Origin of the sequence: Corynebacterium hindlerae, from assembly GCF_014117265.1 — a bacterium.
Taxonomy (GTDB): Bacteria; Actinomycetota; Actinomycetes; order Mycobacteriales; family Mycobacteriaceae; genus Corynebacterium; species Corynebacterium hindlerae.
Genome location: NZ_CP059833.1, coordinates 129,443 through 143,194, shown reverse-complemented (window position 1 = coordinate 143,194; position 13,752 = coordinate 129,443). Strand labels below are relative to the sequence as shown.

Below are 13,752 nucleotides of genomic sequence, written 5' to 3'. Positions count from 1 at the left end.
AGTCCTTAGAGTTGCTTGTCCACGTCGGTGGCCGGGATGTACTGCAGCCCAGCGCCGGAATCGGAAAGTGCGTAGATGTTGCCGTCCGTGTCAATGGTCATGCTACGAACATTGGCCACGGAGTCCACAGCGCCCTGGAGTTCAGGGACGCCAGAGGAGATCTTAAAGGCTTGAATCTTGTTGGTCGCATTCGAAGATACCCAGGCGAGCTTGCGCTTGGCGTCCCACGCCACGGCCCACGGCGAGGGGTCGGTGCTGACGGTCTGGTGCAGCATCAAGATGTCGTCGTCGGTGTAGACGCCCAATTGGTGGCCCAAGGTATCCGAGGCTAGGAACAGGCCTTCTTCGCCTGCGGCGATGGAGCCGACACCCACTCCCATGCGCAGCGCACCACCCGGACGATTATTGCTAAAGTCCACGCCCTGGATAACGGTCTTTTCCCGTTCGATGAACACCACACCGTCACGGGTGCCAGACACTGCGCTGGAGACCATCTCGTCCGCCTTGCGGGAGGTCGAGATTTTCTTGGAGCCCGATCCACTAAACACCACAACATCCGGTTGGTTCGAACTACCGCCGATCACCTCACCGGTGGTGGTCAGCGCTGCGGAGGTGAACTCCATGTCCGCCCGGCGGGTGTCTTTAAAAGATGGGTTCTTCGCATCGATGAGGTAGATGGTTCCACCGCCCGCGCCGTCCACGGGCTTCGGGCACGGCAGCACGAAGGTATCCCCGGTAACGGAAACGTCGCCGCAGGCCTTGATGATGTCCATCTCCTTGTAAGAGTTGGTCCGCAGCTGGTCGATCGTGCCGATAGCGATTTTCTCCGCGGCACGCACGAGGAAGATGTCACCGGATAGTTCGATGTCGGTGGCTTTATCAAAGGGGGCCTCCAGACGCAGCACTTCACCTGCGGGGTGCTCCGATGCGGGCGACTGCGCCGGGGTAGCACCTCCCAGGGCGCCGGACACCGTTTGATTATTGGCGGCTTGCTCCTGGGCTTGTTTCTGTGGATCTTCCACGCCTGGTGGGGTGCACGAGGTCAACAAGGTGGAAACCACCGCGACGGCGGCGATGAGGGAGCTACGCTGGGATTTCTTCACGCCTAACAAGGTTACCAGAGGGTTACCGAGCCGAAACCTCATCTAGCGCCTCGACGATCGCCGCCGGCAGGACCACCGAGGCTGCACGCAGGACATCTGGCAACTGCGCAGCGTCGCTCACACCTACCAGGGTGGACGATACCCCCGGTCGCCCCTGCGACCAGGCCAGTGCCGCGGTGACCGGAGAGATGCCGAGCCCCGTCGCGGCGGTACCCAACGCTTCCACCACGCGACTGCTGTGCGGATCGAGCCGACCAAACACCGCGGCGTCCGTCGGCTGGGCGCCGTCGCGGTATTTGCCTGTCAGGATCCCGTGCGCGAGGGAGGAACTTGCTATGAATCCGAGCCCCAAAAACTCCGCGGCGGGCAGCAATTCCTGTTCCGCCGAGCGGTCCAAGAGGTTATATTCGGCCTGAGCGACCACGATCTGTGGGGACGTGGTGACGGCCGCCTGCCACCCCGAATAGCCGCGGACCCCGGCGTAGCGGGCCCGTCCGGAGCGCACCACGGACTCCAAAGTGTCCACTATCTCAGCCGGGGGAGTCAGGCCATCCCAGTACTCCACGCTGAAAATATCGACGTGATCCACCCCAAGCACGGCGAGGGATCGATCCAACGAAGCCAGCAATGACCTGCGGGAACAGTCCACTCGCATCCCTACCGGAGCAGTGGGGTCCACGCCGGCAGCAAGCGACAACACGAGCTCTTCTCGTGGGACTGCCGGCAGCGCCGCGGCGAGTAACGGGAGGGAGGCAGCGTCGACAAGCGTGCCCCCTGCGGACACAAAACCGCGGAGCACATCGCGCGCCTTATCGACGTCCATCCCCGCGTCCCACGTCCGCGTGCCCAAGCCAATGGACGAGATCCGCAGACCGCTTGTCCCAAGTTGCCGTTGTTTCACAGCCCTCAACGATACCGTAGGGTTACTGGCGTGAATACCGAAGCTATGTCATGGTCCCAGACCATTGTGTTGTCCGCCGTCCAAGGCTTGACCGAGTTTTTGCCGGTCAGTTCCTCCGGCCACCTGCGCATCATCTCCTCGTTGTTCTGGGGTGTGGACGCTGGCGCTTCCTTCACCGCTGTGGTGCAGCTGGGGACTGAGGCTGCTGTGCTGGTGTACTTTGCGCGCGATATTTTCACGATCGCGAAGGGGTGGCTCACGGGCCTGTTCAATAAGAACAAGCGGGATTTTGATTACCGGATGGGGTGGATGGTGATCGTCGGTACGTTGCCGGTCGCGATCCTCGGCTACCTGGGCAAGGACCTGATCCGCGATAACCTGCGCAATTTGTGGATCACCGCGACGGTGCTGGTGCTGTTTTCGTTCGTGTTCATCACGGCGGAGAAGTTCGGTAAGAAGACACGCTCCTTTGATGAGCTCACGATGAAGGACGCCCTGATCATGGGCTGCGCGCAGTGCTTGGCGCTGATTCCAGGCGTGTCGCGCTCGGGTGGCACGGTGTCAGCGGGTCTGTTTACCGGCCTGAATCGTGAGGTAGCGACGCGGTTTTCCTTCCTCCTCGCTATCCCGGCAGTGCTGGCCTCTGGGTTGTTCTCGCTCCCTGACGCGTTTGCTCCGCAGGCTGGTCAGGCTGCCAGTGGGGCGCAGCTGCTGGTGGGAACCAGTATCGCCTTTGTGCTGGGTTATGCATCCATTGCGTGGCTGCTGAAGTTCGTCTCGCATCACTCGTTCTCGTGGTTCGCCGCGTACCGCATCCCTGCGGGTCTGTTGGTGATGGGTCTGCTGGCTGCAGGGGTATTGCAGCCCTAGCTGAAGCGCGCAAACTGTGGCCTCGCTAAAGTTCTAGGTATGCATTCGTGGCCACGTCCTGAAGTTCCCCGTCTTGATCCTGCGCTCGGCGCCCCGGTTCCGCTGGTGTTGTTCGATACCTCCAGCCAGGACTACAACGTCGTGTCTACCCCCGACGGTCGCGCCGGCATGTACGTGTGTGGCATCACTCCTTATGACGCCACGCATCTCGGCCATGCGGCCACCTACCTCGCCTTCGATTTGGCGTACCGGCAGCTGCTTGACAACGGGGTAGAGGTGACCTACGTCCAGAACATCACCGATGTGGACGATCCGTTGTTTGAACGCGCCGAGCGCGACGGGGTGGACTGGCAGGAGCTGGGTACCAGCCAGATCGATCTGTTCCGTTCCGATATGGAGCAACTGGAGGTGCTGCCCCCGCAGCATTACGTAGGCGTCATGGACGCGGTGGATGAAGTGATCGCGATGGTGCAGGGACTACTGGACAACGGTTCTGCTTACCAGATCGAAGGCGACGAGTACCCAGACGTGTACGCGTCGATTCATGCCACGGAGCAGTTCGGTTACGAATCGAACTATGACCGCGCCACGATGGAAAAGTTCTTTGCCGAACGTGGCGGAGATCCGGAACGGCCCGGCAAGCGGGATCCGCTGGATGCGCTAATTTGGCGGGCGGCCCGGCCGGGGGAGCCGTCGTGGGATGCGCCGTTTGGCGCTGGCCGACCCGGCTGGCACATCGAGTGTTCGGCGATCGCCACGAACCGACTGGGCCCTACCTTTGCCATCCAGGGTGGCGGCAGTGACTTGATCTTCCCGCATCACGAGTTTTCCGCGGCGCACGCGGAGGCACTGCACGGCGTGCACCGGATGGCGGAGACCTATGTGCACACAGGCATGATGTCTCTCAACGGCGTGAAGATGTCGAAGTCCCTGGGCAACCTGGTGTTCGTATCCAAGCTCACGGCCGCTGGCCACGATCCGAGTGCGATCCGCCTGGGTGTCTTCGCGCACCACTATCGCAGCGACCGCGATTGGTCCGATGCAGGGCTCACCACTGCCACCCTGCGTCTTGAGCGGTGGCGCAGCGCCGTGCAGCGTGCTACCGACCTGACCACGGCCCGGGCATTGGTTGCCGAACTACGCAGCGCGCTTGCCGACGACCTGGACACCCCACGCGCATTGTCTGCCGTTGATGCGTGGGCGTTGAGCGTGGCCGACGAGGACGTTGCAGAGTCAGAAGCTGGCCAGATTGTGCGTACCGCTGTCCATGCCCTGCTCGGGGTACGCCTGTAGCACAGGCGCGCACACGGTTTTTAGGAGACAATGAGGACCATGACTATTCGTACGCAGTTTCAGACCGATGTAGATGAGTTTATTTCCGATCTTAGGGAGTTCGCTTCCGGCTCCTACCTACGAGAAGAGGAGCGCGAGTTTTGGGATCAGCCCTTTGATCCTGCTGTGCTGCCGCAGTTGCAGGAGATTCTGGAGGCGTTCTTGGATGGCCTCGATGCGCTTCCGGAAGGTGCAGAGGTTGACGCGGTGAATCAGCTGGTGGGAACCACGATTACCGCAATCGACGAGTTCAATGCTCGACACGCGGATGCGGTGGTGGAGCCGGAGGAGCGCGAGGAGCTCAATGCGCTGTTTAAGAAGGCCGTTGCTGCTTCCGCTGCATCTAATGACGCCTTGGCTTCACTTCCAGAACTGGAATAGTCTAAGCTGTCTAGTTTATGAAGACTAGTACAGCATTCCTCGATGCCTTGTCCGCCCGAATTCTCGTGGGCGACGGTGCCATGGGCACCCAGCTCCAGGGCTTCGATATGTCCGTGGACAGCGATTTCCTCGGACTGGAAGGCTGCAACGAGATCCTCAATGTCACCCGGCCCGACATCGTCGCCAGCATCCACCGGTCGTACTATGAAGCCGGCGCCGACTTCGTCGAAACCAATACCTTCGGGTGTAACCTCCCCAACCTCGCCGACTATGACATCGCCGACCGCTGCGAGGAACTCGCCTACGCTGGTGCCCGCATCGCCCGCGAGGTAGCCGACACCTTTGAGGGCAAGTTCGTCGTCGGTGCGCTCGGCCCGGGCACGAAGCTGCCATCCCTCGGGCACGCGCTATTCGATGCCCTCAGCGAACACTACTACCTGGCCGCCAAGGGCCTCATCCGCGGCGGCTCCGACGCGATCCTCATCGAAACCGCCCAGGACCTGCTGCAGGTCAAGTCGACTGTCCTCGCGTGCCAGCGCGCCTTCGAAGAACTTGAGGTCACCCTTCCCATCATGGTGCACGTCACCGTGGAAACCACCGGCACAATGCTGCTCGGCTCCGAAATCGGGGCCGCCCTCACTGCTCTGGAACGCCTCGGAATTTCCTCCATCGGCCTGAACTGCGCCACCGGCCCCGCCGAAATGAGCGAACACCTGCGTTACCTCTCCCAACACGCCTCCGTTCCGGTCACCGTTATGCCGAACGCCGGCCTACCCGTACTCGGTAAAGACGGTGCGGTCTACCCGCTGACTGCCCCCGAACTTGAAGAGGCTCTCGTGAGCTTTATCCGGGAATACGGCCTGCGGATGGTCGGCGGCTGCTGTGGCACGACTCCGGAGCACATTAGGCTCCTGGCTAACGCCGTCGAAAAGCTGGAAGCCCCACTGCCAGACCGCGAGCCGGAAGACTACGTTTCCTCCCTCTACCAGGCCATTCCACTTAAACAAGACACCGGCATCACCATGATCGGCGAGCGCACCAACGCCAACGGCTCCAAGGCGTTCCGTGAAGCGATGCTCGCCGGGGACTGGGAAAAGTGCATCGACATTGCCAAAGGGCAGACCCGCGACGGCGCGCATATGCTCGACGTGTGCGTCGACTACGTGGGACGCGACGGCCGCGACGACATGCACCAGCTGGCCTCCCGCCTCGCTACAGCCACCACGTTGCCCATCATGCTCGACTCGACTGAACCTGCTGTGCTGGAAGCCGGCCTGAAGGTACTCGGTGGTCGCTGCGCGCTGAACTCCGTGAACTTCGAAGATGGCGACGGCCCGGACTCCCGCTACCAACGGATCATGCGCCTAGCCAAACAGCACGGGGCCGCAGTGGTGGCGCTGACCATCGATGAATCCGGACAGGCCCGCACCGCCGACCACAAGGTGGCCGTGGCTGAGCGCCTCATCGCCGACATCACGCAAAACTGGGGCTTCCAGGAGCAGGACATCATCGTCGACTGCCTCACCTTCCCAATCTCCACCGGCCAGGAAGAGACCCGACGCGACGGCATCGAAACCATCGAGGCCATCAAGCGCCTCAAAGCAGCGCATCCGAAGGTACACACCACCCTCGGCCTGTCCAACATTTCCTTCGGGCTAAACCCAGCCGCCCGCCAGGTGCTCAACTCCGTGTTCCTCAACGAATGCATCGAAGCCGGCCTGGATACTGCGATCGCGCACAGCTCCAAGATCATCCCGATGAACCGCATCGACGAGCGCCAGCGCGAAGTAGCGCTAGACATGGTGTACGACCGCCGCACCGACACCTACGACCCACTGCAGGTGTTCATGGAGCTCTTCGAAGGCGTCGACGCCTCCAGCGCCAAGGACGCCCGGGCCGAAGCGCTCGCCGCTATGCCGCTCTTTGAGCGCCTTGCGCAGCGCATTATCGACGGCGAGAAGCAGGGAATCGAAGCCGACCTCGACCTCGCGATGGCTGAGAAGGGCCCCATCGAGATCATCAACCAAGACCTCCTCTCAGGCATGAAGACGGTGGGTGATCTCTTCGGCTCCGGCCAAATGCAGCTGCCGTTCGTGCTCCAGTCCGCCGAAACCATGAAAACGGCAGTGGCCTACCTGGAGGGATTCATGGAGGCCACCGACTCCACCGGATCCAAGGGCAAACTCGTCATCGCCACCGTCAAAGGCGACGTCCACGATATCGGCAAAAACTTGGTGGACATTATCTTGTCCAACAACGGCTACGAAGTGGTCAATCTCGGGATTAAGCAGCCCATCCGCGACATCGCTGAGGCCGCCGAAAAACACGGCGCCGATGTCATCGGCATGTCCGGTCTGCTGGTGAAATCCACCGTGGTGATGAAGGAAAACCTGCAAGAGCTTAATGCCGCTGGACTGTCCAAGTATCCGGTTCTCCTCGGCGGCGCGGCCCTGACCCGCACCTATGTGGAAAACGACCTGGATGAGATCTACGAGGGCAGCGTCTACTACGCCAAAGACGCCTTCGAGGGTTTGACCCTCATGGACAACGTGATGGCGCTGAAGAATGGGTCGCAATCCCCGGAGCAGATCGCCGCTGCCGAGGCGGCCGAAAAGAAGAAGGCCGAGCGCAAAGCCCGTCGCGAGCGTTCACTGCGCATCGCCGAGGAGCGCAAAGCGACCGCCGAACCGGTGGTGCTGCCGGAACGCTCTGACGTTGCCGTCGATGTACCACGCGCCACGCCGCCGTTCTGGGGTACCCGCATCCTTAAGGGCATCACCTTGGCAGACTTCCTGCCGATGCTCGATGAGCGCGCCTTGTTCATGGGGCAGTGGGGACTTAAACCCGCCAAGGGTTCCGACGACACCTTCGAAGACCTGGTGGAACGCGAAGGCCGCCCACGGCTGCGCATGTGGCTCGACCGCCTCAAGTCCGAGGGAATTTTGGACCACGCCGCAGCGGTGTACGGGTATTTCCCGGCGCACGCGGAGGGCGAATCCATCATCGTGCACACCGAACCTTCGCTCGACGCTCCGGAACTCACCCGCTTTGATTTCCCGCGCCAGCAACGGGGTCGCTGCCTGTCCATTCCAGACTTTATCGCCCCGGATCGGATCGACGTGCTGCCGTTCCAGCTGGTCACCATGGGCCAGCCCATCGCAGACTTTGCCAACGAGCTGTTTGCCGCCAACGAATACCGCGACTACCTAGAGGTCCACGGCCTGGGCGTGCAGCTCACCGAAGCCATCGCGGAGTGGCTACACAGCCGGATCCGCGCCGAGCTCACACTCTCCGACGGTACGAATGTCGGCCAGCAGGACGCCGAGGATCCCCGTCGCTTCTTCGATCTGGATTACTCCGGCGCGCGGTACTCCTTCGGTTATGGTTCCTGCCCGGACTTGGAGTCCCGCCGTGGCTTGGTGGCGTTGTTGCAGCCAGAGCGCCTCGGCGTGTCGTTGTCTGAGGAATTGCAGCTGCACCCCGAGCAATCCACGGATGCGTTCGTGCTGTACCACCCGGAGGCTAAGTACTTTAACGTCTAAGCTTGGGGTTCATGTACCAAGCAATTTTGTGGGATATGGACGGCACCCTCGTCGATTCCGAACCGTTGTGGGGGATCGCCACCTATGAGATGAGCGAATCGATGGGGCGTCGCCTCACCCCGGAGCTGCGCGCCCGCACCGTTGGCGGCACCTTTGCCAACACGCTGGCGATCTGCGCCGAGCATGCCGGGGTGAGCGTCAGCGATGCTGATTACGAACGCTACCGCAGCGCTATGTTCACCCGCGTCCAGGAGCTGTTTGATACCCGACTTGAACTGCGGGACGGGGTTGCTGAGTTACTCGGCTCCTTGAAAGCAGCAGGCACCCCGATGATGCTGGTCACCAACACCAACCGGGTGCTCGCAGCCCCCGCGATCGATGCGATCGGCCGGGAGTTGTTCACCAGCACCATCTGTGGCAATGAGGTTTCTGCGGGCAAGCCTGACCCGGAGATCTATCTCACTGCGGCGGCCCGCCTCGGAGTGGACGCGCAGCAGTGCCTGGTATTTGAGGATTCCCAGGCTGGCATGCTGGCCGCCCGGGATGCGGGCTGCCGCGTCGTTGGGCTGCCAGAGCACGGCCCGGTGCCAGACGGCGTCCTGGATATGCGCGCACAGCACGGAAGTACCTCCTTTATAGGGGTAACTCCACAGCTTTGTGGCGCGTGGTTTAGGGCCTGTGCACGACACTAAGCATTGCTTGTGAAACAATAGGCCCCGTGAAGAATTTTGACTCGCTGTACGCTGAACTTCGAACCCGCGCCCAGGAACGCCCAGAGGGCTCCGGCACTGTCGCTGCTTTGGATAAGGGCGTCCATCATCTGGGTAAGAAGATCATCGAAGAAGCGGGCGAAGTCTGGATTGCAGCGGAATACCAGTCCGACGAGGAGCTTGCGGAAGAAATGTCTCAGCTCATCTACTGGACCCAGGTCATGATGGTGGCCCGAGGCCTGGAACCAGCAGACATCTACAAGTACCTCTAAGGATTTCTCATGCTCAAAGTTGCTGTACCGAATAAAGGCTCGTTGTCTGAGCGCGCCGTCGCTATTTTGCAGGAAGCTGGCTACGAGCGTCGGCAAGATCCTAAAGCCCTGACGGTGCTCGATCAGACGAACAAGGTGGAGTTTTTCTTCCTCCGTCCGAAAGACATCGCGATTTACGTTGCCAAGGGGCACCTGGACCTGGGGATCACCGGTCGTGACCTGGCCGCGGATTCCATGGCCAAGGTGGAGGAAGTGATGCCGCTGGGCTTCGGCGCTTCGACGTTCCGCTACGCCGGTCCGCGGGAGGCCAATTACACGGTGGATTCCTTGGAAGGGCTGCGTATTGCGACGTCGTACCCCAACCTGGTGCGCGAGGATCTCAAGGCTCGTGGGGTGTCCGCTGAGGTTATCCGCCTTGACGGCGCCGTGGAGATTTCCATCAAGCTGGGTGTCGCTGATGCGATTGCGGACGTCGTGTCCACCGGTCGGACGCTGCGCAAGCAGGGGCTGGTGCCGTTCGGCCCAGTGATTTGCGACAGCGAGGCCGTCGTCGTGGCGCGGCAGGGCATTGAGCTTCGCGACGCCCACCGCGTGTTCCTGCGCCGCATGGAGGGCATTTTGCACGCCCAGAATTTCCTCATGCTGGACTATAACATTCAGCGGGATTTGCTGGCGGAAGCAACCACGATCACTCCGGGCCTGTCCGGGCCGACGGTATCCCCGTTGGCACACGAGGATTGGGTTGCAGTGCGCGCTATGGTGCCATTCAAGGAAGCAAACCAAATCATGGACCGACTGTCCGTTTTGGGTGCCAAGGCGATTTTGGCTTCCGAGATCAGGATTGCCCGAATGTAGGTGTTTAATCTCCCCACTAATTGGGGGAGTAGGCCCGTGGGAGGACATCTTCTTCCCTCGGGTTATTTTTATTTCTCCACGTAAAGCAGCGCTTCACAGCCCGCTGACCTGCATTGTTGAACAACCGTCAAGAAGGTAATGAAAACAAATAGATAGGGGTAAAAGTTCCCCACCTAAAACGTGCATAATGCCACATCCGAAAATGCCCACTTTGTTGGAAAAACCCTTGGCTTGAAAACATGCGCTCGGTACAATGGGTTATTGAATCAATTGCCCAATCCAATTATTTGGCTCACTGCAGACAGGAGCGGCGAGCCATCAGAGATTACTCAAGGCGCTTGTTGGAGATACCAACACACCTTTAGGTCACATGTGGCGAAAAGGAGAGCAACACCGTGACTGATCCAACCTTCACCCAAGGGACCCGAACCGAAGAGGACCTGCTCGGAACCATGGAAGTTCCAAACGACTGTTACTACGGCATCCACACCCTCCGCGCGGTCCAGAACTTCAACATTTCCGGCAAGACACACAATGAAGTGCCGGACTTCATTCGTGGCATGGTTCAGGTCAAGAAGGCCACCGCTATGGCCAACCGTGCCTGCAAGACCCTGCCAAAGGACAAGTACGAAGCCATCGTCTGGGCCTGCGACCAAATCCTCGAAGAGGGTCGCTGCATGGACCAGTTCCCCACGGATTCCTTCCAAGGTGGCGCCGGCACGTCCATGAACATGAATACCAACGAGGTTGTCGCTAACCTTGCGCTGGAGCACATGGGCAAGCCAAAGGGCTCGTACCACGACCTCAACCCAAACGACGACGTCAACATGGCACAGTCCACCAACGACGCCTACCCAACCGGCCTCAAGCTCGGCATTTACCACGCTGCGGTCGGCTACATTGAGGAACTGCGCAACCTTGCCGACGCCTTCCTCGCCAAGGGTAAGGAGTTCTCCCATGTCCTCAAGATGGGTCGCACCCAGCTCCAAGACGCTGTCCCAATGACCTTGGGTGGGGAGTTTGAAGCCTTCGGCCACGGCCTCCACGAAGAAGCCGACTTCCTCGAGGAAGCCATCAAGATTCTGCTCACCACCAACCTCGGCGCCACCGCAATCGGTACCGGCCTGAACACCCCAGACGGTTTCCAGGACGCCATCGTCAAGGCCCTCGCAGAGGTCACCGGTTTGGACATCAAGGGCGCACCAGACCTTCTGGTGGCAACCTACGACAACTCCTGCTACATGCACGCCCATGCGGCAGTGAAGCAGTCTGCCATGAACCTGTCCAAGATCTGTAACGACCTGCGCCTGCTTTCCTCCGGCCCACGCGCTGGTCTGAAGGAGATCAACCTGCCAGAAATGCAAGCAGGTTCCTCGATCATGCCGGCCAAGGTCAACCCAGTGATTCCTGAGGTTGTCAACCAGGTCTGCTTCAAGGTCTTCGGCAATGACATGTGCGTCCTCATGGCCGCTGAGGCTGGCCAGCTGCAGCTGAACGTGATGGAGCCAGCACTGGCACAGGCAATCTTCGAGTCCCTGTCGCTGCTGACCAACGCCGTCGTTACGCTGCGTGAGAAGTGCGTCGTCGGCATCACCGCCAACGAAGAGATCTGTGCCGACTTTGTGCACAACTCCATCGGCATCATCACCTACCTCAACCCATTCATCGGCCACCTGAACGGCGACAAGATCGGTAAGGAAGCCGCCGCCACCGGCCGCTCGGTCCGCGATCTGGTGCTGGAGAAGGGCCTGATGGATGAAGAGAAGCTGAATGAAGTTCTCTCCGTTGAGAACCTCATGAAGCCTGTTTACCGTGGCAAGCTGTACGAAGACTAACGCTACGTACTCGGGTGGCCGATAATCGGTGCCCGCCTTGGGTAGCGCCCCCGATAGGCCTGCGCAGAGCCTATCGGGGAGCGTATCCGAGAAAATCCCCAAGACTTTTTTCACAACTGAATATGCAGTGAAACTACATAATCCCGAGTTTCACACGGGCAAGATAACCTCCTTTTCGTGCGAAACTCTAGTATCCCAAGGGAAAGAACTGTGTTACTCGCACTACACATCATCATCGTGCTCGCCGCGATCTTCCTCGGTGCGCGACTGGGTTCCATCGCCATCGGCTTCGCCGGCGGCGCAGGTGTGCTCCTGCTCGGGCTCACCGGACTCACCGTCACCATCAAGGACATTCCGTTCGACGTCATCGGCATCATCATGGCCGTCATCGCCGCTATCGCCGCGATGCAGAAAGCCGGTGGCCTTGACTACCTCGTTTATCTCGCAGAGAAGGCACTGCGTAAAAACCCGAAGCAAATCACGATCTGGGCCCCAATTGTCACTTGGCTCATGACGGTTTTCTGCGGCACCGGCCATACCGCATTCTCCACGCTGCCAGTTATTGCTGAGGTGGCAAAGGAGGGTGGCGTTCGCCCCTCTCGTCCGCTATCCATCGCCGTCGTTGCCTCTCAGATGGCTATCACCGCGTCACCTATTTCCGCAGCTGTCGTTTTCATGACGGGCATCATGGAAAAGGAACACGGCGTCGGTTACCTGTCCATGCTGGCCGTGTTTATTCTGTCCACCTTCCTGGCCATCATCCTCACCGCCTTCGTCACGAACTTCCTGGGTAAGGATCTGAAAGATGATCCGGTCTACCAGGAACGCCTAGCCAACGGCACAGTAAAGCCACCACAGGGCATGCACGCCTACGAGCCCGTCAAGGGAGCCAAGGCCTCCGTGGTCATCTTCTTGATCGCCATCTTGGTGGTCATGTTCTACGCCACCGCTATCTCCGACCAGGTCGGCCTGATCAAGGAACCTACCGTTCCTCGTAACGAAGCCATCATGGCCATCATGATGGGCGCTGCCACCGTCATCACCATGGTGTGCAAGCTCAAGGCTGACACGATCCTGCAGACCTCCGTGTTCCGCTCTGGCATGTCCGCCTGCGTCTGTGTGTTGGGTGTGGCTTGGCTCGGCACCACGCTAATCAACGGCTACATCGATCAGATCAAGGCGCTGTCCAGCGACGTTCTGAACCAGTTCCCATGGATGCTCGCAGTGGTCCTGTTCTTCGCCGCCGCACTGCTGTACTCGCAGGCCGCTACCGCCAAGGCACTCATTCCGGCAGCCCTCGCTGTGGGTGTTTCTCCATTGGTCGCCATCGCATCCTTCGCTGCGGTGTCCGCGCTATTCATCCTGCCTACCTACCCAACGCTGCTGGCCGCGGTGGAGATGGACGATACTGGCTCGACGCGCATCGGCAAGTTCGTGTTCAACCACTCCTTCATCATCCCGGGCACGTTGTGCATCGCCCTGGCTGTTGCGTTCGGCTTCCTGTTCGGTAGCTTCATGCTGTAGCCCCTGCTTTCTGCGCAAAGACCACCCTTCGGGGTGGTCTTTTCATTAAATTGGTGGATATGACGCAACCACAAGATTTCGAGATCGCGAGTGCTCACACCCTGGAGCCCATTGCGACGATCGCCGAGCGGGCCGGAATCCCCACCGAGCACGTCATCGGATACGGCCGGGGAAAAGCCAAAATTGATGTAGCTGCCCTTCCTGACCGAGAGCGCACCGGAAAATTACTGCTGGTCACCGCCATGTCGCCCACGCTGGCGGGGGAGGGGAAGTCCACGGTACTGATCGGGCTTGCCGACGCCATCCGCGCTGCCGGGCACCGCACCATCGTCGCGATCCGCGAGCCGTCCCAAGGCCCCGTCATGGGTATTAAAGGGGCTCTTCCGGTTTCAGAGTGCGTAGCTGACCATGGGGTGGGGTTCGGGGT

The 13,752-nt window shown here is 60.3% G+C and carries 11 protein-coding genes and 1 pseudogene; 10 read left to right on the top strand and 2 right to left on the bottom strand.

The annotated features are described in order from the left end of the window. Positions 1 to 5: 5 nt before the first annotated feature. Together HW450_RS00680 and HW450_RS00675 are read right to left on the bottom strand one after the other, a co-directional pair. Complete coding sequence (locus HW450_RS00680; protein ID WP_182386135.1) at positions 6 to 1,103, bottom strand: NHL repeat-containing protein; 1,098 nt, start codon at positions 1,101 to 1,103, stop codon at positions 6 to 8. 22 nt (positions 1,104 to 1,125) lie between these two features. Continuing rightward, complete coding sequence (locus HW450_RS00675; protein WP_182386134.1) at positions 1,126 to 2,004, bottom strand: aldo/keto reductase; 879 nt, start codon at positions 2,002 to 2,004, stop codon at positions 1,126 to 1,128. 45 nt (positions 2,005 to 2,049) lie between these two features. Here HW450_RS00675 and HW450_RS00670 point away from each other — a divergent pair, with 45 nt between their 5' ends. From HW450_RS00670 to HW450_RS00625, 10 genes and pseudogenes are all read left to right on the top strand, one after another. After that, positions 2,050 to 2,874, top strand: a complete 825-nt coding sequence (locus HW450_RS00670) for an undecaprenyl-diphosphate phosphatase (protein WP_182387214.1) — start codon at positions 2,050 to 2,052, stop codon at positions 2,872 to 2,874. Positions 2,875 to 2,913: 39 nt separating this feature from the next. Continuing rightward, positions 2,914 to 4,167 carry a cysteine--1-D-myo-inosityl 2-amino-2-deoxy-alpha-D-glucopyranoside ligase gene (gene mshC / locus HW450_RS00665; protein WP_182386133.1) on the top strand — a complete coding sequence of 418 codons (1,254 nt, stop codon included), beginning with the start codon at positions 2,914 to 2,916 and terminating at the stop codon, positions 4,165 to 4,167. A gap of 39 nt (positions 4,168 to 4,206) precedes the next feature. After that, positions 4,207 to 4,587: a hypothetical protein gene (locus HW450_RS00660; protein ID WP_182386132.1), complete on the top strand. Its 381-nt coding sequence runs from the start codon at positions 4,207 to 4,209 to the stop codon at positions 4,585 to 4,587. 17 nt (positions 4,588 to 4,604) lie between these two features. Next, entirely contained in the window at positions 4,605 to 8,129 is a 3,525-nt protein-coding gene (metH, locus tag HW450_RS00655; protein ID WP_182386131.1) for a methionine synthase, read from the top strand. Positions 8,130 to 8,140: 11 nt separating this feature from the next. Continuing rightward, positions 8,141 to 8,821, top strand: coding sequence for an HAD family hydrolase (locus tag HW450_RS00650; RefSeq protein WP_182386130.1), 681 nt, complete (start codon positions 8,141 to 8,143; stop codon positions 8,819 to 8,821). A gap of 26 nt (positions 8,822 to 8,847) precedes the next feature. Then, positions 8,848 to 9,111, top strand: a complete 264-nt coding sequence (locus tag HW450_RS00645; RefSeq protein ID WP_182386129.1) for a phosphoribosyl-ATP diphosphatase — start codon at positions 8,848 to 8,850, stop codon at positions 9,109 to 9,111. A gap of 9 nt (positions 9,112 to 9,120) precedes the next feature. Then, entirely contained in the window at positions 9,121 to 9,966 is an 846-nt protein-coding gene (gene hisG / locus HW450_RS00640) for an ATP phosphoribosyltransferase (RefSeq protein WP_182386128.1), read from the top strand. Between the two features lie 395 nt (positions 9,967 to 10,361). Next, on the top strand, positions 10,362 to 11,801 hold the full coding sequence (aspA, locus tag HW450_RS00635) for an aspartate ammonia-lyase (RefSeq protein WP_343159886.1): 1,440 nt from the start codon (positions 10,362 to 10,364) through the stop codon (positions 11,799 to 11,801). A 210-nt stretch (positions 11,802 to 12,011) separates the two neighbouring features. Continuing rightward, on the top strand, positions 12,012 to 13,325 hold the full coding sequence (locus tag HW450_RS00630; RefSeq protein WP_182386127.1) for an anaerobic C4-dicarboxylate transporter: 1,314 nt from the start codon (positions 12,012 to 12,014) through the stop codon (positions 13,323 to 13,325). Between the two features lie 59 nt (positions 13,326 to 13,384). Beyond that, positions 13,385 to 13,702, top strand: a pseudogene (locus HW450_RS00625) (formate--tetrahydrofolate ligase); the annotation flags it as partial. Positions 13,703 to 13,752: the final 50 nt, after the last annotated feature.

Bases quoted from the DNA above. Each gene is read 5' to 3' on its own strand.
- metH (WP_182386131.1), top strand. From the start codon at position 4,605: ATGAAGACTAGTACAGCATTCCTCGATGCCTTGTCCGCCCGAATTCTC.
- hisG (WP_182386128.1), top strand. From the start codon at position 9,121: ATGCTCAAAGTTGCTGTACCGAATAAAGGCTCGTTGTCTGAGCGCGCC.
- mshC (WP_182386133.1), top strand. From the start codon at position 2,914: ATGCATTCGTGGCCACGTCCTGAAGTTCCCCGTCTTGATCCTGCGCTC.
- HW450_RS00670 (WP_182387214.1), top strand. From the start codon at position 2,050: ATGTCATGGTCCCAGACCATTGTGTTGTCCGCCGTCCAAGGCTTGACC.
- HW450_RS00660 (WP_182386132.1), top strand. From the start codon at position 4,207: ATGACTATTCGTACGCAGTTTCAGACCGATGTAGATGAGTTTATTTCC.
- HW450_RS00650 (WP_182386130.1), top strand. From the start codon at position 8,141: ATGTACCAAGCAATTTTGTGGGATATGGACGGCACCCTCGTCGATTCC.